Annotated in this window: 24 protein-coding genes; 10 read left to right on the top strand and 14 right to left on the bottom strand. The window is 68.5% G+C overall.

Features of this window, described 5'->3' with window-relative positions; all coding sequences use genetic code 11:
- Positions 1–70 precede the first annotated feature (70 nt).
- Entirely contained in the window at positions 71–1,309 is a 1,239-nt protein-coding gene (locus tag HOV77_RS24970; protein ID WP_290865684.1) for a sialidase family protein, read from the bottom strand.
- Between the two features lie 188 nt (positions 1,310–1,497).
- On the opposite strand from HOV77_RS24970, the gene HOV77_RS24965 reads away from it, so the two are divergent.
- Positions 1,498–3,489, top strand: coding sequence for a family 10 glycosylhydrolase (locus HOV77_RS24965; protein ID WP_290865682.1), 1,992 nt, complete (start codon positions 1,498–1,500; stop codon positions 3,487–3,489).
- Between the two features lie 88 nt (positions 3,490–3,577).
- Here the strand turns inward: HOV77_RS24965 and HOV77_RS24960 are convergent, their stop codons facing one another.
- The 3 genes from HOV77_RS24960 to HOV77_RS24950 form a co-directional block, all read right to left on the bottom strand.
- The gene (locus HOV77_RS24960) at positions 3,578–4,354 is read right to left on the bottom strand and encodes a metalloregulator ArsR/SmtB family transcription factor (RefSeq protein WP_290865679.1); all 777 of its coding nucleotides are present in this window, start codon (positions 4,352–4,354) and stop codon (positions 3,578–3,580) included.
- A 250-nt stretch (positions 4,355–4,604) separates the two neighbouring features.
- A complete protein-coding gene (locus HOV77_RS24955; protein ID WP_290865677.1) occupies positions 4,605–4,826 on the bottom strand; it encodes a hypothetical protein in 222 nt (73 codons plus the stop codon).
- 40 nt (positions 4,827–4,866) lie between these two features.
- Positions 4,867–5,514, bottom strand: coding sequence for a pentapeptide repeat-containing protein (locus HOV77_RS24950; RefSeq protein WP_290865675.1), 648 nt, complete (start codon positions 5,512–5,514; stop codon positions 4,867–4,869).
- A 161-nt stretch (positions 5,515–5,675) separates the two neighbouring features.
- On the opposite strand from HOV77_RS24950, the gene HOV77_RS24945 reads away from it, so the two are divergent.
- Genes HOV77_RS24945 through HOV77_RS24930 form a run of 4 tightly spaced genes read left to right on the top strand, consistent with a single transcriptional unit; the run spans position 5,676 to position 7,416 of the window.
- Positions 5,676–5,912: a hypothetical protein gene (locus tag HOV77_RS24945; protein WP_290865673.1), complete on the top strand. Its 237-nt coding sequence runs from the start codon at positions 5,676–5,678 to the stop codon at positions 5,910–5,912.
- Positions 5,913–5,923: 11 nt separating this feature from the next.
- Positions 5,924–6,319 carry a hypothetical protein gene (locus tag HOV77_RS24940; protein WP_290865671.1) on the top strand — a complete coding sequence of 132 codons (396 nt, stop codon included), beginning with the start codon at positions 5,924–5,926 and terminating at the stop codon, positions 6,317–6,319.
- Positions 6,320–6,370: 51 nt separating this feature from the next.
- Positions 6,371–6,976 carry a GNAT family N-acetyltransferase gene (locus HOV77_RS24935; protein ID WP_290865670.1) on the top strand — a complete coding sequence of 202 codons (606 nt, stop codon included), beginning with the start codon at positions 6,371–6,373 and terminating at the stop codon, positions 6,974–6,976.
- A complete protein-coding gene (locus tag HOV77_RS24930; protein ID WP_290865667.1) occupies positions 6,958–7,416 on the top strand; it encodes a GNAT family N-acetyltransferase in 459 nt (152 codons plus the stop codon). The genes HOV77_RS24935 and HOV77_RS24930 overlap by 19 nt, the downstream gene beginning before the upstream one ends.
- On the opposite strand, the gene HOV77_RS24925 is transcribed toward HOV77_RS24930, so the two are convergent.
- A complete protein-coding gene (locus HOV77_RS24925) occupies positions 7,409–8,371 on the bottom strand; it encodes a 2-dehydropantoate 2-reductase (RefSeq protein WP_290865666.1) in 963 nt (320 codons plus the stop codon). The two genes, HOV77_RS24930 and HOV77_RS24925, sit on opposite strands and share 8 nt — an antisense overlap.
- Positions 8,372–8,375: 4 nt before the next feature.
- Complete coding sequence (locus HOV77_RS24920; RefSeq protein WP_290865665.1) at positions 8,376–8,567, bottom strand: hypothetical protein; 192 nt, start codon at positions 8,565–8,567, stop codon at positions 8,376–8,378.
- 235 nt (positions 8,568–8,802) lie between these two features.
- Between HOV77_RS24920 and HOV77_RS24915 the strand changes: the two genes are divergently transcribed.
- Together HOV77_RS24915 and HOV77_RS24910 are read left to right on the top strand one after the other, a co-directional pair.
- Positions 8,803–9,444, top strand: a complete 642-nt coding sequence (locus HOV77_RS24915) for a phosphoribosyltransferase family protein (protein WP_290865664.1) — start codon at positions 8,803–8,805, stop codon at positions 9,442–9,444.
- 27 nt (positions 9,445–9,471) lie between these two features.
- Positions 9,472–9,909 (top strand): NUDIX domain-containing protein, encoded by a 438-nt coding sequence (locus tag HOV77_RS24910; protein ID WP_290865662.1) that lies wholly within the window; start codon positions 9,472–9,474, stop codon positions 9,907–9,909.
- On the opposite strand, the gene HOV77_RS24905 is transcribed toward HOV77_RS24910, so the two are convergent.
- The 5 genes from HOV77_RS24905 to HOV77_RS24885 all read right to left on the bottom strand — a co-directional run bounded on the left by HOV77_RS24905 (position 9,890) and on the right by HOV77_RS24885 (position 13,378).
- Positions 9,890–10,621 (bottom strand): protein phosphatase 2C domain-containing protein, encoded by a 732-nt coding sequence (locus HOV77_RS24905; protein WP_290865660.1) that lies wholly within the window; start codon positions 10,619–10,621, stop codon positions 9,890–9,892. The two genes, HOV77_RS24910 and HOV77_RS24905, sit on opposite strands and share 20 nt — an antisense overlap.
- A complete protein-coding gene (locus HOV77_RS24900) occupies positions 10,622–11,011 on the bottom strand; it encodes a hypothetical protein (protein WP_290865658.1) in 390 nt (129 codons plus the stop codon).
- Complete coding sequence (locus HOV77_RS24895; RefSeq protein WP_290865656.1) at positions 11,008–11,289, bottom strand: hypothetical protein; 282 nt, start codon at positions 11,287–11,289, stop codon at positions 11,008–11,010. Before HOV77_RS24895 ends, HOV77_RS24900 begins: the two co-directional genes overlap by 4 nt.
- Before the next feature lie 335 nt (positions 11,290–11,624).
- Positions 11,625–12,338, bottom strand: coding sequence for an acVLRF1 family peptidyl-tRNA hydrolase (locus HOV77_RS24890; protein ID WP_290865654.1), 714 nt, complete (start codon positions 12,336–12,338; stop codon positions 11,625–11,627).
- A complete protein-coding gene (locus tag HOV77_RS24885) occupies positions 12,335–13,378 on the bottom strand; it encodes an aminotransferase class V-fold PLP-dependent enzyme (RefSeq protein ID WP_290865652.1) in 1,044 nt (347 codons plus the stop codon). Before HOV77_RS24885 ends, HOV77_RS24890 begins: the two co-directional genes overlap by 4 nt.
- 66 nt (positions 13,379–13,444) lie before the next feature.
- On the opposite strand from HOV77_RS24885, the gene HOV77_RS24880 reads away from it, so the two are divergent.
- The 3 genes from HOV77_RS24880 to HOV77_RS24870 are packed head-to-tail and all read left to right on the top strand — an operon-like array spanning position 13,445 to position 16,051.
- Positions 13,445–14,119 carry a DNA alkylation repair protein gene (locus HOV77_RS24880; RefSeq protein ID WP_290865650.1) on the top strand — a complete coding sequence of 225 codons (675 nt, stop codon included), beginning with the start codon at positions 13,445–13,447 and terminating at the stop codon, positions 14,117–14,119.
- Positions 14,120–14,139: 20 nt separating this feature from the next.
- Positions 14,140–14,742, top strand: a complete 603-nt coding sequence (locus tag HOV77_RS24875) for a DUF1349 domain-containing protein (protein WP_290865648.1) — start codon at positions 14,140–14,142, stop codon at positions 14,740–14,742.
- The gene (locus HOV77_RS24870) at positions 14,732–16,051 is read left to right on the top strand and encodes a dipeptidase (RefSeq protein ID WP_290865646.1); all 1,320 of its coding nucleotides are present in this window, start codon (positions 14,732–14,734) and stop codon (positions 16,049–16,051) included. The genes HOV77_RS24875 and HOV77_RS24870 overlap by 11 nt, the downstream gene beginning before the upstream one ends.
- Before the next feature lie 220 nt (positions 16,052–16,271).
- On the opposite strand, the gene HOV77_RS24865 is transcribed toward HOV77_RS24870, so the two are convergent.
- From HOV77_RS24865 to HOV77_RS24855, 3 genes are read right to left on the bottom strand one after another with little or no spacing between them, the layout of a single operon-like run.
- Positions 16,272–16,634, bottom strand: a complete 363-nt coding sequence (locus tag HOV77_RS24865) for an STAS/SEC14 domain-containing protein (protein ID WP_290865644.1) — start codon at positions 16,632–16,634, stop codon at positions 16,272–16,274.
- A 50-nt stretch (positions 16,635–16,684) separates the two neighbouring features.
- Positions 16,685–17,107, bottom strand: a complete 423-nt coding sequence (locus HOV77_RS24860) for a hypothetical protein (RefSeq protein ID WP_290865642.1) — start codon at positions 17,105–17,107, stop codon at positions 16,685–16,687.
- Positions 17,108–17,143: 36 nt separating this feature from the next.
- The gene (locus HOV77_RS24855; RefSeq protein WP_290865640.1) at positions 17,144–19,345 is read right to left on the bottom strand and encodes a carbohydrate-binding module family 20 domain-containing protein; all 2,202 of its coding nucleotides are present in this window, start codon (positions 19,343–19,345) and stop codon (positions 17,144–17,146) included.
- Positions 19,346–19,603: the final 258 nt, after the last annotated feature.

The following is a 19,603-nucleotide window of genomic DNA, read 5'->3' as shown; positions in this document are numbered from 1 at the left end:
ACTGCCAGGAGATTCTAGGAGCCGGGTCCGACAGCCGAGCACGGGCACGCCCGCCGGACCCGGCCGCCGATCACGGCTCGGTCTGGCCGTTCAGGATCCACGGCAGGTTGACCTTGCGGAACACGATCGACCGGTGCGACGTGCTGTTGGCGTCCGCGTTCTCGTTGACCTCGATCAGCGCGCCCACGTAGTAGTCGGCGGTCTTGGCCATGCTGCTGTAGCCGCCCTCCTGCACGTTGGCGGTGCCGAGCCCGGACCAGGCGGGCAACGGGGCGTCGCTGGTCTTACGCCAGATCGGCCAGGTCTGGCCCTCGTCATAGCTGATCCGGAACTCCATGTCCGTACGCGTGACGGTGCTGGGCGGGTTCAGGAAGACGATCCGGGTCGGGTCGTCGGTGTTGTAGCGGATGATCGAACCCTCGCAACGTGGGTCGAGCAACGTCGAGTCGGCGGCGTACGCCCCGAACCCGCCCTCGACGGTGCCCCGGGTGACCCAGCGCCGCTTGGCGATGTTCCAGAGCCCGTCGGAGGCCCGGTCGTTGCGGTAGAGCCGGCCATCGGACAGTTCGAGGACGGTGCCCTCGTTGGTGCCGTCCTGAACGCTGCCGTCGCTCGGGTCGGTGATCAGGGCGTACTTCCAGGTCGCACCGTGATCGTCGCTGTAGATGTTGCGGTGCAGCGCCGGGATGACCAGCCGACCGGCGTGCACACCGACGGTCAGCTGTACGCCGGCTCCCGGCCCCATCGCGTCCCACACCCAGGTCGCGCCGTTGAGCGTCTTCGGCTTGAGCGACTCGGTGAGGTCCTGCGGCGTCGTCCAGGTCAGCCCGTCGTCGGTGCTCTTGGAAAGGAAGACCTTGCGGTCGCTCCAAGCGGTCATCTTGGTGGTGCCGCCCCCGCCGTTCTCGCTGACGTCCGCCGGATTCCAGCTCAGGAACAGGAAGATCGCGCCGGTCGTACGGTCGACCACGGCGGTCGGGTTGCCCCAGGTGCCGAGGCCCGAGCCGACCACCTCCCGCAACGCGGACCAGGTCACGCCGTTGTCGGTCGACCGCTTGTAGACGAGGTTGATGTTGCCGTAGTCGACGTTGGCCGAGGCCCGGCCTTCGGCGAAGGCGAGCAGCGTGTTCTGCGTGGTGCGGATCAGGGAGGGGATCCGGAACGAGTGATAGGTGATGCCGTTGAGGACCTCGCTGCCACCCCCGTCGAACAGAAGCTTCTCGGTGTGGACGGCGGTGGCGGCCTGAGCCGGCGCGACGGTGGACAGACAGGCCGCGGCCGCGATCAAGACGGCGACCAGCCCAGACATAGGACGTGGGATGTTAGGTCTGTGCACTGCGTTCCTCCTTGGAGACGCGTGGGCGGTGAGAGCATCATCCGCGCTTCGGCGGCAAAGTCAAGGGGCCAGTCAAGTCTTCACAAGACGATGCGCGCTGTGGTAAATCATTCACACCACATCGACGACCGCACCAGCATCGATCGAGAGGATCCCCCCGAATGCGCCGTTTCACGGTCTCGGTCCTGCTGGCGACGGCCGCCGCACTGCTGGCGTCCGCACTGCCCGCCTCCGCCAATCCCGCGCAGCCTCGGGTCGGCGGCGGGCAGTCGGACACTCTCGCCGTCGCCGCAGCGTGCACGCCCGACTCCAACACCCCGTTGCGTCAGCTCCGTGCGATGTGGATCGCCAGCGTCACCAACATCGACTGGCCGAGCGCGACCGGCTTGAGCGTCGCGACCCAACAGGCCGAGTTCAAGTCGTGGCTCGATCTGGCGGTGCAGCGCAAACTGAACGCCGTCGTAGTCCAGGTACGCCCGTCGGCCGACGCGTTCTGGCCGTCCTCCTATGAGCCCTGGTCCCGCTACCTGACCGGTACGCAGGGCGCGAACCCCGGCTACGACCCGCTGGCCTTCATGGTGAGCGAGGCGCACGCCCGGAATCTGGAGTTCCACGCCTGGTTCAACCCCTACCGGGTGGCGCTGACGACCGACCTCACCACGTTGACCGCGACCCACCCCGCGCGGGTGCACCCCGACTGGACCTTCACCTACGACGGCCGCCGGTACTACAACCCGGGCATTCCGGCGGTGCGGACGTTCGTCGAGGACGCCATGATGGACGCGGTCACCAAGTACGACGTCGACGGCGTGCACTGGGACGACTACTTCTACCCGTACCCCGTCTCCGGAGTGTCCATTCCGGACTCGGCGACGTTCGCGCAGTACGGCGGCGGCTTCTCCGACATCGGAGACTGGCGGCGGAACAACATCGACCTGCTCGTGCAGGAGATGTCGCAGCGCATCCACGCCGCCAAGCCGTGGGTCAAGTTCGGCGTCAGCCCGTTCGGCATCTGGCGTAACGCGAGCACCGACGCGCTCGGTTCGCAGACGAGCGGCCTCCAGTCCTACGACGCGATCTACGCCGACTCCCGCAAATGGGTGAAGTCCGGCTGGCTCGACTACATCGCCCCGCAGATCTACTGGCACATCGGGTTCACCACCGCCGACTACGCCGTCCTCACTCCCTGGTGGGCCGGCGTGGTGGCCGGCACGAACACCCAGCTCTACATCGGGCAGGCGGCGTACCGGGTCGGGGCGTCGGGCCAGGCCGCCCAGTGGCAGACCACGACCGAGCTGACGAGTCACCTCATGCTCAACCGCAATTACTCCGAAGTGGACGGCGACATCTACTTCAGCGCCAACGACGTGCTCGCCGACCGGCTCGGCTCCATCACGCGGCTAGCGGCCGACCATTACACCCGGCCCGCGCTACTGCCACTGTCGGTGACAGGTTCGGCGCCTGCTTCACCCTCGATTCCCACTGGTACGCGAGTAAGCACCGGCGTCCAACTCAGCTGGACCGGATCGGGCACGTCGTACGCCGTCTACCGGATCGCCGGAGCCGGACCGGCCGACGCCTGCGCCTTCGCCGACGCGACGAACCTGCTGACCACGGTACGCGGAACGGCGTACCTGGATAAGTCGGCGGTCGCCGGGCAGACCTACACCTACTACGTGACCGCGTTGGACCGCCTGCAGAACCAGAGCGCGCCCAGCGGCGGGCGTACGGTCAGCGGCGGAGCCTTCAGCGTCATCGTCGACAACACCGACAGCGGCCGGTTCACCGCCAGCGCCAACTGGGGCAGCTCGGCGTACTCGGCCCAGCGGTACGGCGCCGACTACCGGTTCGCCAATCCGCAGTCGATCGCCGACGCCGCCTGGTGGAAGGCGGACATCCCGGCGACCGGCAGCTACAAGATCGCCGTCTGGTACCCCGCCAACAGCGGGTACAACAGCGCCACCCCGTTCCTCGTCGCCACCACCACCGGCAACGTGACGGTCACCGTCGACCAGCGGTCGAACGGCGGCACCTGGGTGAACCTCGGCACGTTCACGCTGGCGGCGGGCGATCACAACGTGGTCGGCGTCAGCCGCTGGACGACCGGGACCGGCTACGTCATCGCGGACGCCGTACGCATCACCGCTGCGTGACCCCCCTCTCGACGCAGCGCCGCAGCCGCCCCGGCCGATCGCCGGGGCGGCTGTGCATCTCAGGCTGTGCATCTCAGGCTGTGCAGTCTCAGACCGCCAGCGGCTCGCCCGTTTCGAGCAGCGACTTGAGGCTCGACAGCAACGGCGGCCAGCCGCCCCGGATGCCTTCGAGCACCTGACTGCCCGGCTGGAAGCCGTCGTGGACGACGGTCAGCTTGACGACGTCACCCTGCGGCTCCAGCTCGAACGTCACCCGGGAGCGGGGCTCGGCGGCCATCTCCGCCGGCATCCCGCCCACGAGCTCCTGGAACTCCGGCGTGAAGGTATGCCACGTGTAGGAGAGCCGCCGATAGGGCTGCGATTCCAGGATCACCTGCTCGGGATCTTCGATTCGCAGTCCCTTGTAGACCCAGGTGATCGGCGAGTCCTTCTGCCAGTCGCTCTCGAACACGGTGTCCCAGTATCGGCTGGTGAACGCCGGGTCGGTCAGCGCCTGCCACAGCTTCTCCGGCGTGGTCCGGATGTAGGTCGTGTACACGAACTCGGTGTCGCTCATGGGTTCTCCCTCCAGGGCCCGCTTCAGGTCGGCCAAGGCCTGCGCGCGCGCCCGGTCGTACTGCCCGATCCACCGGTCGGCGATCGCGTTGATCGGCTCGGCGTTGAGGTAGTGCACCTTCTCCCGGCCCCGCCACACGGTCGTGACGAGGTTGGCCGCCTCCAGCACGGCCAGGTGCTTGCTCACCGACTGGCGGGCCATCCGCAACCCGGCGCACAACTCGCGCAGCGTCTGCCCGTTGCGCTCGTTCAAGCTGTCGAGCAGCTGGCGTCGGCTCGGATCGGCCAGCGCCCGGAAGACCTCGTCCAATTGCCCCCCAACATGCAGCCTTTTAGCTGCCTTTTACGATAGGCAGCCGTCCGGCTGCATGTCAACTCGCCGTTCGCGCCGCCGCCCGCCTGGGCCTGCGCTTCGGAAATGACCTTGGCGAGTTTCGGCGGCTATGGCGACGTTTTCTCGCCTAGATCATCTATCGAGGCCGCGATATCCCGGATAACGCGCCGCGCCGCGACAGCCCGCAACACGCCCGCGACGATTCCGCACGCCCGCGACGGAGCCGTCAGTCGGCGGCGACCGCGATCAGGCCCACGATCGTGATGACACCGCCGAGCACGGCGAAGGCGATGCCACCCAGACGTTCCTCGCGCCGGGACTCGTTTCCCGGGCGGCGCGACCGCCAGAGGAGCCCACCGCCGATCGCCAGCAGGACGAGCCCGAGTAGTGGGTATCCCCCGGTCGACAGCGGGTTGATGGCGAGCGGGCGCGCGGCGAGGGAGAGCACGGGCCGAGGGTACAAGTCCAGCGCCTCAGCGCTCTACGACTCAGCGTTCGACGGTGATCCCGAGCGCGTCCGCCAGCAGCTCGGTCAGCACGAGAAGGTCGTCGGCGCGTACGGTCGCGCCGGCCAGGCTCGCCACCCCGCCCAGCCCGCTGAGATCGCAGTCGGCGAACCGAGCGCCGTCGAGTTTGGCGTTGCTGAACTGCGCGCCGGTCAGATCACAGCGTTCGAACAGCACCCCACGCAGGTCCGCACCGAGGAAGTCAGCCCGGCGCAGATCGCAGCCGAGGAACGCGACCTTGGTGAACGTCGTCGCCCGCCAGGTCGTCAGATCCAACCGGCAGTCGCGCAGCGTGACATCACGCAGCGCGCCGCCGATGTAGACCATCCCGGTCCCCCGGCACTCGACGAGCTCCACTCGTCGCAGGCCACACCCGTCGGCAGTCAAGTTCGCCAGGTCGCAGTGGTGCAGCGCGCAGTCGAGGAAAGTCGCCTTCTCCAGGCGTACGCCCCCGAGCCGGACTCGGGTGAACCGGCTCTGCTCCACCTCCAGCCCGGCCGCTTCGCCCTCGAACACGTCACCGGCGAGGTCGAGCTGCCACCACTCCTCCTCGTCGTCGAGGACCGGCGTCCCTCCCGACCACGAGGCGGGCAGGTTCGGCGGCGCGGGCTGCGAAGCTTTGGTCGTCACGCGCCCGAACCTACTGCAAACCACTGACAAGATCGAAAAATCTTTCAGTGGAAATGCCGTCGTAATGCGGTAACGCCATGCGATCGAATGAATACATGACCACTCTCGCACCACCCCGGCCGGTCGCGACACCACGTGCATACACGACGTATGCTCGCCCCATGGCGTACACGTCCATCCGCGTCACCACCGAAGTCCGGGACCGGCTCGCGTTGATCGCCGATCAGCGCGGCATCAGCCTCGGCAAGCTCCTCATGGAGTTCGCCGAGAAGACCCTGACCCCCGAAGAGCTGAAGGCTCGTGGCGAAGCCGTCCGCGAGTTCTTCCGCGAGACCTACGGGCAGGTCATCACCGATGAGGGTCTCGCCGAAGCCAACAAGTGGTTGGACTCGCTGTGACCGATGATCGCGTGAGACCCCTGCTCCTCGACACCTCGGCACTACGGGCTATCGGGCAGGTTCAGTGGCTGTCCACGCTGCTGAATCAGGCCCACTTCCGGCCCGATCGACCCGTCTTGGCCCCGGTCGTGTGCCTTGCTTACGCGGGCCGTGACCGTCCGCATCTCATCAAACACGTCGGCCAGTTGCCGGCCGTCTCGGTCATCCCGTTCGACTTCGGGGACGCGCTGTCCTACGAGGAATGGCGAGCGGGACAGGGATGGCAGAAGCCCGACTTGGACGTCGCCCATGCCGTCTCGGCGGCACTACCCGGCCCGGAATACCCGGACGGGGCAGCGATTATCACGGATTCACCCCAGCTCTACCACGCGTGGCCGGAGATCAAGACGAGACGTCTGGAATCCTGAGGTCAGGGCCGGGAGGTTGACAGGGAACGCGAGAGGATTTCGAATACTCCGGTGATCGAGATCCGCCCCGCCGTCCCGGCCGACCTTCCGGCTCTGGCGGCCACCATGGCCGACGCGTTCGACGGCGACCCGGTGTGGTCGTGGATGCTGCACCACGACCGGGACAGCCCGGGTCGCCGCCGTCGGCGGCTGGCGGTGCTGTTCGGCGCGCTGCTGCGGCATTCCGTGCCGAAGGGACGCGTGTTCACCACCGCCGACCGGCAGGCGCTGACGATCTGGTCGCCGCCCGGTGACTGGAAACTTCCCGCCCCCGCCATGGTGCGGGCCGCGCCGTCGATCGCGCGGGCGGCGGGCGTACGCCTGCCGAGGGTGCTCGGCCGGCTCGGGGATGTCGAGAAGCACCACGACAAGCAGCCGCCGCAGCACTGGTATCTCGAGTTCATCGCGACCGCATCGGCAGCGCAGGGCGGTGGACTGGGGTCGGCGCTGCTGCGCGCCGGGCTCGACCGGTTCGACGCCGACGGCGTACCGGTGTATCTGGAGTCGTCGAACCCGAAGAACCTGCCGTTCTACGAGCGGCACGGGTTCGAGGTGACCGGGAACCTGCCGGTGTCGGCCGGTCCGGAACAATGGACGCTGTGGCGGGATCCCAAGTGACACCCGGGTACGACGTGACACCGGGTTACGAGGTCGACGACGACCCGGCCCGGATCGACGTCGACGCGGCGTACGCGTTCTTGTCGACCGAGGCGTACTGGGGCCGATGGCGTACCAGTGAAGACTTCGCGGACCAGGTGCGGAAGTCGTGGCGAGTGGTCGGCGCGTTCGATCCCACCGGGCAGATGGTCGGCTTCGCGCGGGCCTGGTCCGACGGTGTGGCCTCGGCGTATCTGGCGGACGTCTATGTGGACGCCGCGCACCGCGGGCATGGACTGGGTGTGGCGATCGTGCACAAGATGATCGAGGACGGACCGGGGCGCGAGTTCCGGTGGCTGCTGCACACGAGCGATGCGCAAGGCTTGTATGAGAAGTTCGGGTTCGGGCCGAGCTCGGCGATGGAGCGGCCCGCGGGCCCGAGCCGCCCGCCGATCAGCTGAGCCACTCCTCGACCGGGAGCGTGCCCGGTTCTCGCCGTTCCACCGCGAACCGGGTGGCCCAGCGCTGGGCGCGCTCATTGAGCGGCGCGTCGCGGCCGAGCTCCCGGGCGAGTTGGACGATCTCGCCGTTGAGGTAGTCGGCCTCGATACTGCCGGTGCCACGCCGCAGGCTCTGCCAGGACGAGCTGCCCGAGCGAGGGCTCTTGAGCTGGAGGATGTCGCCCCGACGGCGGCGGTCCTCGGCCTCGGACACGTACGCGATGCCGGCCGCGTCGAGAACCGCAGCCGCCTCGGCCCGCGCCTCGGCGACGATCTCATCGACCCCCTCGGAGGGTACGCACACCGCCCGGATGCCGTTGCCGAGGTTGACCAGGAGTTTGCAGTACTTCCACGGCATCACGCGTTCGCGGAGTTCACTGTGGAACCCGGCGCTCCGCAGATCCGCCGAGATCACGGCGGCCTGATCGTCCACACCGGATGGAATGCGCCCGATGTCGAGGATGCCCGGGACCGGGGCGCAGTCGGCACGGACGACGCCCGGTTCCAGGTGAGTCGCGGGCAGCATGACGCAGATGCCGTAGACGTCGGCGAAGTACCGCAAGGCGAGGCGCTCGTTGGCTACCCCGTTCTGCAGGCATACCACCGTGATCCCGGGTACGCCGGTCCGGGCGAGGCTCTGCAGGGCGGCTTCGGTGTCGTTGCCCTTCACCGCCAAGAACACCACATCGTGCGTACGCAGCCCCAGTTCCCCGGGATCGGCGGCAGCCGCCGCCTTGACCTGGTGAACCGCGTCGGGCGTCTCGACCCGCAGCCCGTCACGCTGGATGGCCGCCAGGTGCTCGCCCCGGGCGAGGAACGCCACCTCGTGACCGGCCACGGCGAGCAGGCCGCCGACCACCCCGCCGACCGCACCCGCACCCAGCACCACGTAACGGCGCGGGTGCGGGTCGGTCATCGGATCAGCCCGCCCGGCGGTTCGACCAGATGCGCTGGGCCTGGCCCTGCGAGTTCTTCGGGACGAAGTGCTGCTTGCCGTGCGCCTGCTGCGCCTGGCCGCCCTTCTTGCCCTTGGCCCGGCGCTCGGCGCGGGTCAGACCGGCGTCGGGGTCGGGGGTCTCCGCCGCCTCGTTGTCAGGAGTCTCTTCTCGCATGACGTCTCTCCTCAAAAGTGATCGGACGCAGCTCGGCGCCCGGAACGGACCGATGACTGCTGGAGATGCCGCAGGCCGTGAACCGAGTCCGGCTCGAACGGCGGCGGCGAGACCTCACGCGATGTACATGTCCGCGAGCGTAACAGCCCGTCGCCGATCTTGTGCAACTCATTTTCCGGCGTTCCGCCCGGACGGGAAGCGCACGCTGGGCAAACCTGCGAGAGACAATGGCCGGGTGAGCGCGTTTCGCGATCGGGCCGACGCCGGGCGCCGCCTGGCCGCCCGCCTCATGGAGACGGGAGTCGACGGCGACGTAGTGGTTCTGGGACTGCCCCGTGGGGGCGTACCGGTGGCCGCCGAGATCGCCGCCGTCCTCGGCGCGCCGCTCGACGTCATCGTCGTCCGGAAACTCGGCCATCCCGACCAGCCCGAGTACGCCTTCGGAGCGATCGGCGAGGAGGACACCCGAGTGCTGACCGGCGGATCCCGGATGCTCTCCGCTGCCCAGATCGAGCGCGTCGGGGCAGCCGAATCCGCCGAGCTGGACCGCCGAGTCCGGCGGCTGCGCGGAGATCGCCCGCCGGTGCCGCTGACCGGCAAGACCGCCCTGATCGTCGACGACGGGATCGCCACCGGCGCCACCGCCGCCGCGGCTTGCCAGGTCGCCCGAGCGCGCGGCGCGACCAAAGTCGTCGTCGCCGCCCCGGTCGCCCCGCCGGGCGCGATCACCGACCTGGCCGACCCCGAGCGCCTCGCCGACGAGGTCATCGCCGTCGTCACCCCGGAGACGTTCAGCGCCGTCGGCAGTTGGTACGACGACTTCTCCCCCACCACGGACGACGAGGTCGCCGTACTCCTGTCGGCGTGGACCGCCTGACGGCGTACTCAGTGGCATGATCACCCGATGGCGACCTATGAAGTAGCCGCGGTCCTGCTGGTCGACGCCGACGGCGCCCTCCTGATGCAGCTGCGCGACGAGCACGCCCCCGTCTCGCCCAGTCAATGGGCGCTGCCCGGCGGACGCATCGAGGCCGGCGAGACGCCGCTCGCAGCCGCCCATCGTGAGCTGCTCGAAGAGACCGGGCTGACCGCCGACATCGAGCACTTCTGGTCCGGACCTCGTCCGTACGAGGAAGGCTTCCCGCACCAGGTGACCTTCCACGTCTACGCGGGCTACACCGACGCCAAGCAGGACGACGTCGTGCTCGGCGAAGGGCTCGCCATGGTCTTCGTCCCCCGCGACCAGGCCGCCGACCGCGATCTCTCGGCTTCAGCGGCGCTGCTCGTGCCCATGTTCCTCGAGTCCGAGCGCTATGCCGAACTCACGCGGAGGGGTGCATAGGCGTCTCGCCCGCCACGACGTCCCAGGCCACGACGGTCGCGCTGTCCACACCGCGGCCGTCGTGCACACGCTGCATCAGCTGGGCGACCGCCGTGCCGAGCGGTCCGTCGTAGGGGTCCGCGAAGAAGTCCAGCACCCCATCGGTCACCAGGGCGATTCGCGTACGGCCGGGCCGGAGCGCGTGCACTCCCGTGGCATGACTCGGCACGTCCAGCCGCAGGCTGTCGACTCGCCCGACCCATTCGTAGAACGACCGCTGGTTCAGCGTCCGCTGTCCCAGCCGGGCCAGCTCGGGATGCAGCACGAACGCAAGGTTGTCGCCAACGTTCAGCCACACGGCGTACCGGTCCTTGCGCGCGACCAGCAAGACGGCCGCTTCACCTCGCAGGTGGTCCAGCTCCGCCGCTCGCATCCGCTTCACCATATGAGTACGCACAACGCTGAGTGCGTCCGCAGCAGGCCGGCTCATGATGTCCACCAAGTCGGGGTCGTCATGCAGCAGCTCGATCAGGAAAGCCGCGCTGTCGGCTCCGCCGTGGCCGTCGGCGACCACCGCCAGCTCCCAGTCCTCGCCTTGGAGAAGCAGCGCGGCGTCCTCGTTCTTGTCCGCGCCCGCGTCCGTACGCCCGCCGTACCGCCCGAGCACCATCCGGCCGGCCGTGACCGCCGACGGCTCGTCGAGGTACGCCTCATCCGCCCCCGCCCACCGCACCTAATTCATCCGCTCCACCAGCGCTGCCTCCAAGACTCGAAGCGCCGCTTCAGAATCCGTCGTCATCACCGGCACATTCGAGCCGAGCGCAAGCATGCACGCGTGGGCCAGCCCAATCCGGCCCACGCGCTGCGCGACCAGACCCGTGACCCTTGCGTCGTCCTGTTGCAGCGGCTCGACTTGGACGGCAGGCAGGTTGACAAGGACGTCCAATAGGTGGGCGGCGTCCTCGGACGCAGCTCGATATGCCTCCGCAAGACACGCGGCCGAGACGACCATCGACTTGTGATCTCTTTCGCACGCAACAAGCTCACGACCGAGCACAGATGAGGTCTGCTCGGCATAGGACAGCAGAACACCAGTGTCTAGTAGCCATTGCACCACCGTCACGGGATGATCCCCTGCCGCCAGCGCTCCAGCGTCGCGGCGTTCTTCGCCCGGAATTCGGGATCCTCGCGCATCGCATCGATCTCACGATGACGCTTGATGATCTTCGCGTATTCCTCCGGAGGGATTTCGTCGATGCCGGCCTGGTCAAGTGCGCGCTGGAGCGCCTCCGACCTGACTCGCTGACGCAGAGCCTCGGCTATATAGGCCGATGTGTTCGGCTGCCCCTGCGCGATCGCGGCCAGATCGTCGGGAAGGCTGATGGTCAGCTTCACGGTCATACCACCTGACGCTAGTTGGTGTTACCGAAGCGGTCAACCAACTTCACCACCAGACCGGCAAGCTGTCTAGGTCATTCCGGGGAAAGTTATGTCCTGGCAGGTCGCGGCCCTGCGATATGTGGAAAACGGGCCCCGGCTCGGATGAGTCGGGGCCCGTTCACGAGGGCGGTGCCGCCGGTCGCCTCTCGGCGCGTGGCGCAATACGGCTCCAGCCGGACGGTATTCCGTAAAGGCATTAGGTGAGGCCCGGGGACACTGTCGCGGCACCAGCAGGCTCAACGATAGGGACTGCGGTTGGATTCCCCCAGTGGTGTGGATCACTACTGACTGAACTCCTAGCGGCTCGCGCCAGCGCTCCCCGGCGAAGCGACGGGATCGACTGGATCCACCACGTGGACGGGGACGGCCCGGGCCAGCGGGATGGCGTCCAGCAGGACGGCGTGGCGCGGTTCGGCGACGTCGAGCAGCCGGCCTTGACGCAGTTCGGCCAGCTCGGTGAGCCGCTTGTCGGCCAGGATCGCCTCCACCGTCGGGCGGTCGCCGCCGCAGACGAGGGCGGCCATCTTCCCGGCGTACGGGAGGAGGATGCGGGCCGCGACGTCGGCGGCCTCGCGTACGCCGGCCGCCGCCTGGTTGCCGCGTCGCCGGGCGTAGCGCTGCTGAGACCACCCTCCGGCGGCCGTACGCGCCTGGACGTAGAACGTCTCGACCTTGGAGGCGACCAGGTCGGGGCCGTCCGCGACGCCGATCGCGGCCGCGTTTCGCCGGGCGAGGAGCAGGCCGAGGACGCGGGGTTCCTGAGCGGCGGCGACGAACCGGTCGAGGTCCAGCAGACTGGCGTCGGCGGAGAGCTGCGGCAACGCCATGCCGGGAGCGAGATGGAACGTCGCGATCGACCCGTCCGCGCCCGTCAGCGAGATCCAGCCGTCCTGAGCCGGTGCGACGGTGACCGAGCCGTGGCGCGTACGGAAACCGGCGATCCACTTCGAGAGCCGGTCCGGCGCGACGTCGACCCAGCGGCCACCACCGGCAGCGGGACGGGAACTCATCCGAGCAGGGCCGCGACGGCGGAGTCCACGTCGGCGTCGGTGCTGTAGACGTGGAACGAGGCGCGCACACTGCCCGCGCGTACGGCCGCACGGATGCCGGCTCGTTCCAGCTTCTGCTGGGCGTCGGGCACGTTCACGGTGACGATCGCCGAATCGCCCGGCTCCTGCCCCAACTCCTGCAAGAACCGATTGGCCAGGCGCAGGTTGTGCGCGTGGATGCGCTCGACGCCGATGCCCTCGATCACTTCCAGCGCCGGGGCGGTGCCGACCCACGGGAACCACGCCGGTGACAGGTCGAACGCGCGCGCGTCCTTGGCCAGCCGCAACGGCATGCCGTAATAAGACCCGTGCGGGTCGTCGCCCGCGTACCAGCCGGCCAGGATCGGCCGCACGCGCTCACGCACCTCCGGCGCCAGGTAGGCGAAGCCCGTCCCTCTCGGAGACATCAGCCACTTGTACGCACCGACGGCAACGACATCGGCGGCGGACCCGTCGAACGGCAGCCACCCGCAGGCCTGAGTGGCGTCGACCACCACGAGCGCGCCGACTGCCCGAGCCGCGGCCGAGATCGCGGCCAGGTCCGCGACGTGCCCGTTGGCCGACTGGACCAGCGCGAACGCGACGACGTCGACGCCGGGGACGATGGCCTCGAGGTAGCCGTCGAGCGGAGCCGTGCGCACGGTGACGCCACGGTCGGCGTGCACCGCCCACGGGAAGACGTTCGAGGTGAACTCGATATCGGGGACGAGCACCGTCGCGCCGTCCGGCAGGGCGGCGGCGATCGGCGCGAGCAGCTGCGACACCTGCGAGCCGACGGCCACGTCAGCGGAGTCGACGCCGATCAGCCGGGCGAACGTCTCGCGCGCCTGCTGAGTCGCGACGTCCCAGCCCTCCCACGAAGTCCGCCCGGTGCGCCAGTCGGCCTGGGCGGCCTGCATCGCCTGCCAGGCGGGCTCGGGCGGGAGGCCGTAACTCGCGGTGTTGAGCCAGCCGGGCTCGGGTTGCCACAGCGCCGGCGGCGTCCAGTTCGCGGTGTCCACGCCCTGAGTATGGCAGTCTGAACGCAGGGTGATCACGGCCAATTCGGGGAAGGTGGCATCTGACGGATGTCGGAACTTGCGACCGCCTTCCTGACGCGATTGCGGGACACACTGCCCCGGCACGCGGACCCCGAACGGGCCGCCGCGATGGCGAAGTACATGCGTGACCAGTTCCCGTTCCTGGGCATCCCGAGTACGCCGTTGACCGTCCTGCAGCGGGAGGCCGGGACGGGTCTGCCCCGGCCGGAGTCCGCCGACGCCGCCGAGATCGCGCTCGGCTGCTGGGAGTTCGACGAGCGCGAGTACCAATACGTCGCCTGCTCCTACCTGCGCAAGTACGCCAAGGCGCTGGACGAGGACTTCATCGGGGTCCTGCGCGAACTGATCGTGCAGAGATCCTGGTGGGACACCGTGGACGCCCTCGCAGCTCACGTCGCCGGTCCGCTCGTCTCGGCGTACCCGTCGCTGGTGAGCGTGATGGACCAGTGGGCCGAGCAGGAGGAAATGTGGCTGACCCGGACGGCGATCCTCCATCAATTGCGGTACAAGGGTGAGACGGACGTGGACCGGTTGTTCGGCTATTGCCGGCGGCAGGCCGGTCACCCGGACTTCTTCATCCGCAAGGCCATCGGCTGGGCCTTGCGCGAGTACGCGAAGACCGAACCGGACGCGGTCCGGAGGTTCGTGGCCGCGACCGAGCTGTCGGGGTTGTCACGCCGCGAAGCCTTGAAGAACCTATGAGTTACGGGCACGCTTCTGCGATGGAGTTCACCCTGCCCGCGGTGCCGCTCGATTTCGAGTGGATCGTCCCCCCGACCGAGTGCGGCCTGAACGACGGCGTGCTGAGCGCCTCCGCCCCCGCCCACACCGACCTGTTCATCGATCCATCGAGCTCGGAGACCAAGCTCACGGCCCCGCGCGCGCTAGCGGCCGCCCCCGATGGCGACTGGCGGCTGTCCGCCCGGGTACGCGTCAGCTTCCGCGACGCGTTCGACGCCGGAACGCTGCTGATCTGGATCGACGACACGCATTGGGCCAAGCTCTGCTTCGAGGTCTCCCCGAGCGGCGTGCCCGGCGTAGTCAGCGTGGTCTGCGACGGCGTGGCCGACGACGCGAACGCTTGGACCGTCACCGATCCGCTCGAAGGAGTGTGGCTGCGAGTCACCCGGCACGACGGGGCGTACGCCTTCCACGCGGGCACCGACGGCAACCGCTGGGAGTTCGTGCGCAACTTCTCCCTCGGTTCGGGTGCTCCGCAGGTCGGCTTCGTCGTGCAGGCCCCGACTGGTTCGGGATGCACCGCCGTCTTCGACCACATCGCGTACGCCGACTCGGCACCGGGCGATCTGCGTGATGGAAGCTGAGCTGTCAGCCCGGCTCGACTCGTTGATGCCGGGCGTGCGGGCGGATCTGGAGCGGCTCGTCCGCATCCCGAGCGTCTCTGCGCCCGGCTTCGACTTCTCCCCCATCGACTCGTCCGCCTCGCTGGTCGCTTCGCTGTTGACGGACTGCGGGCTGACGACCCGCGTCGTGGCGTCGTCCGGCCGACCGGCTGTCCTCGGCACTCGGCTGCGGCCGGGCCGTCCCACCGTTCTCCTGTACGCCCACCACGACGTCCAGCCCGCCGGTGATCCGGCGCTGTGGACCAGCGATCCGTTCGGACCGGTCGAACGCGACGGCCGCCTCTACGGTCGCGGCGCAGCCGACGACAAGGCCGGGATCATGGTCCATGTCGCGGCTCTCCGCGCGCTCGGCGACGATCTCGGCGTCGGCGTGGTCGTCTTCATCGAAGGCGAAGAGGAGTACGGCACCGGTGCCACTCCGGTGTTGCTGCGTTCGCTTCGCGACGAACTGCAGGCGGACGTCGCCGTCGTCACCGACGTCGGGAACTGGGCAGTGGGCGTACCGGCGGTCACGACGTCGTTGCGCGGTCACGTCACTGCGCTCATCGAGGTGCGTACGCTGTCGCACGGTGTCCATAGTGGAATGTATGGCGGCGCGGTGCCGGATGCGGTGATCGCGCTGTCCCGAGTGATCGCTTCGTTTCACGACGACGCGGGCGATGTGGCGATCGACGGGCTCGCCGTTGAACCCGAGCCAGCGATCGAATATCCCGCCGACCGCCTGTACGCGGAGACGGGCGGCACCCCGTTCGGCAGCGGCACCGCCGCTTCGCGCATGTGGAGCCGCCCGGCAGTGAGCATCCTCGGTCTCGAAGCGCCGCCGATCGAGGGCGCGACCAGCACCTTGACCCCGGTCGCCCGGGCGCTGATCAGCTTGCGCATCGCCCCGACCGAGGATCCGTCGCGGGCGTTCTCGCTGCTGGAGGCGCACGTCAAGCGAAACATCCCGTGGGGCGCCTCGGTCACGACCACCCGTCGCGGAGCCGCACCCGGGTTGGCCGTCGACTCCGCCGGCCCCGTCTACGACCTCGTACGCACAGCGCTCCGCGACGCGTGGGACGGCGTCGACCCGGTCGAGACCGGATCCGGCGGCTCGATCCCGCTGCTGCTGCACTTGGCCGAGGTCATCCCGGACGCGACCATCGTCCTCAACGGCGTCGAAGACCCCGACAGCCGGGCGCACGGCGTCGACGAAAGCCTGCACCTCGGGGAGTTCCGGCGGGCCTGCCTGGCCGAGACGCTCTTCCTGCACCGCCTCGGCGCTCGCTGACGCTCCTCGTTGACCACCCGCTACTCCGCCCCGCTCGCGGCCGCCTCGCTCTGCCTTCGCTCGCCGCCGCTCACTGAGCGCCGCCATGATCGTCGGCTTCCGAGATTCATGGCGCTCGCGGGTTCCATGATCGTCGGAAGCCGACAATCGTGGCACGATTCGTGCACTGATCGTCGGAAGCCGACGATCTTGGGGCGGGCCGGTAGCCGTTGCGGCGTCGTCAGTTCGTGAGCCAGGCGACCGCGTCGTCGTACTCGGCGTTGGGGTAGACCTTCGCCTCGCCCGGGATCATCCAGCTGAACGCCTTGATCGCGTGCGCGATCCAGTCCACGTCGGTGACGACCGCGACCCGGTCGAACGACTTCAGATGGCTCGCGCCCAGCTTGGCGTCCTGCCACATCGCGTCGCCTTGCATACCTTGGTAATCGGGGCCGAGCCGGTAGACCATGCGCAGCTTGCCGCCGCCGGAGAGAGCCTTCTCGATCGCCGGCACGAGGACCTGACGGTAGTCGTCGGCGGTGATCTCACCAGTCGCGTCGGCCCCGAGGACGCCTTCCGGCAGGCCTTCGATGATCGTGATCATGCGCCTGAGGTTACCGGCGCGCGACCGGGCATGACCGGTGTTCGCGCAGATCAGAGCAGGTCTACGCCACGCCGCCGAAGCCGATGCAAGCCGTACGCGAGGGCCGCCGCGAAGCTGGACAGGACGATGACGGGACAGAGGCAACCTCGCACGAGGGCGAGGTGGTTGAACCTGGCGGCGCTCATGAAGAACGCGCCGCCGATCGCGCCCGCTGCGAGGACGACATTCAGTCCGTACCGCACGGCGACGGGGACTTCGGCGAAAACCTGCTTCAGCCCGTCCCGAGGCACGCGGTTCGGCCCGCGCCTGGCGAGCGTATAGATCACCGCGATGAGGCTGCCTATCGCGAACGGCATCGGAAGAACCAGCTCGAGGCCGTCCGGCAGCAGCAGACCGCCAGGTCGGAAGGTGTCCGCCACCACGAGGATGCCCAGCAGAAACCCGGTGACGCCCGCCGCCATGACCCAACGCATACGCGGAGGGTAACGACGGCGGGCCAACTCATCTACCTATTTCCAGGTGTTGCTGACGGCGTACCCGGCCGACGATCCGGTGGTGTAGGACCGGTTCGCACCGCTCTCCCAGGTCACATTCCCGGCCGCGTCCTTCTTGATGTACTTGTACTCGAAGTACGTGTTCTTGGGCAGGATGACCAAACGCTTCCACGTCGGGTACGCCGCGGAGGACAACGGGATCGCGTTGACCGGATCCCACGAACCCAACGAGGCGATCGAGCCGACGACGTAGACGTTGGTGCCGGTCGTCGTGGTCGCGTACTCGGCGAAGGTCAGGTCGGTGGCGTCGGCGTTCGCCACGCTCCAGGAGTTGTCGAGCGTCTGGGCCGCCGTCCCGGTGGTGAACGTCCGGTTGGCGTTGGTCTCCCAGGTCACATTTCCGGCCGCATCCTTCTTGATGTACTTGTACTCGATCGAAGTGTTGACCGGCAACGCAATCGCGCCGCTCCACAGTGGATATCCTGAGGCGGACAGCTTGATCGCACTCGCCGTGTTCCAGGAGCCCAAGGCGGGGATGCTACCGACGACGTAGACATCGGTGCCGCTCGCCGTGGTCGCGTACACGTTGAACGTGTCGGAGACGGTCGTGCCGGTCGGCGAAGCGCTAGGCGACGCGGACGTGCTCGGGCTCGCGGACGCCGTGGGGCTCGCGGACGTCGTCGGGCTGGCGGACGTCGTCGGGGACGCGGTGCCGCCGCCGGAGCGGGCGTTGACATGGAGCGCGACCGCGCTGTTGGCCGGGATCGTGACCGACGCGGTGCCGCCGGAGACTGTGATCGCGGTGCCCGCGCAGCCGCCGGCCGTCGCGCCGCCGGTGATCACGTCGCAGTAGGTGCCGTTGGCGAGCCCGGTGGTGTAGGTCGCGGTCGACGCGCCGGCCGATGCGTTGATTCCGAACCAGCCCAGCGACCCCCGGTGGAACCCGATGATGTTGCTCGCAGGCGCCGTGAAGTCGCTGACCGTCGTGACGGAGGCGGTTGCGTTGTGCCAGCCGACCATGCCCTTGACGCCGGTCGACTGCGTGATGCACTGCCACGCGCCGGAGGTGCAGCTCGTGTCGGTCACGTATCCGTTGGCGTCGGCGGGCGGCGACTGGCCCGTGCTCGACCAGGTGAAGCCGTCGTAGATGGACGGCTGCCCGTACGGGTACGCCAGCAGGAAGTAGTTCGCCAAGGTGTACTTCGTGCCGTCCTGATACCGCAGGGTCGTGCCGTCCCGCTCCAGGTCGTGATTGGTGACCATGGCGTACGTCTGATCGCTGGTCGCGTCCAGGGACCAGGACGGGATCGTCGCCAGGTTCGCCAGTGTGCCGTTGGCGAACTGCGACTTGAGGCCCATCGCGTACGAGAAGCCGAGGACGTCGCCGTTGGACGTGAACGCCGCCGGCTTCAGCTCGCTGTTCGACGCGCCGGTGAAGATCTCCTGCGCGATGTACGGCGCCTTGTTCTCCGCCGTCGTGTTGTTCAGAAGCGCCCGGATCGCGGCGAAGTCGGCCACCGACACATGCTTGGCCGCGTCCACGCGGAAACCGTCGACTCCCAGGCCGATCAGATCGTTGAGGTACGCCGCGATCTTCGCCCGCACGGTGGTGCTCTGCGTCTTCAGGTCCGACAGCGACAGCAGCATGCAATTCTGGACCTCGGCGGTGTTGTTCCAGTCGTCGATGACACCGTCGTCATCGGCGCAGTAGCCGTCGTTCGGGTGATGGAAGTCGTCGTACGCATAGGGAACGGACGGATACGTGTAGCCCGTCGGGCTGAACGTGGAGCCGCCGTACGTCGTGGTGAGGGTGTTGTTCGCACCGGCCATGTGGTTGACCACCGCGTCGGCATAGACGCGTACGCCCGCGTTGTGGCAGGCGGTGACCATCGCGGCGAACTGAGCCCGGGTGCCGAAGCGGCTCGTCAAGTTGTAGGACACCGGCTGATACACCTCCCACCACGGATGTACGCCGGCATCACTGGTCGCGAGGCTGACCGACTCCGCCGGTGGAGCGACCTGGACCGCGCCGTACCCGGCCGGGCCGAGCTGGTTGGTGCACGCGGCGGCCACCGAATTCCAGTTCCACTCCCAGAGGTTCGCCGTGACGTCGCTGTCGTTGAGCGTCACTGCCGCGTTCGCGGTCAGGCTGGGCACGGTGGTGGTGACGAGGACGGCCGCGATCGTCGCGATCACGGCGGCTGTTCGGAGTTTCATGGGCACGGACATCCTTCTGCGAGCGCCTGGGTGGAGAGGGGCTTGCATCCGTTGAAGGAGAGGGTGACCGAATATTTCAGATGCGTCAATAACTTGCTGCAAGACTTTTCAAGCGTGTTACGGGTTTAGCAGGTCGGGAGCTTTCTTGTTTTGCGGCGCTCGCCTTCGACCTCGTGGCGGCGCGCTCGCCGTCCCGGGCCCGGGGCGTGCCCGCCCCGTCACGCGCCCGCCCCGCGTCACGCGCCCGCCCCGCGTCAC

Source organism: Hamadaea sp. (genome assembly GCF_013362815.1).
Lineage (GTDB): Bacteria > Actinomycetota > Actinomycetes > Mycobacteriales > Micromonosporaceae > Hamadaea.
Note: the sequence above shows the minus strand (reverse complement) of the source record. Positions and strands in the feature narration are given on the sequence as shown.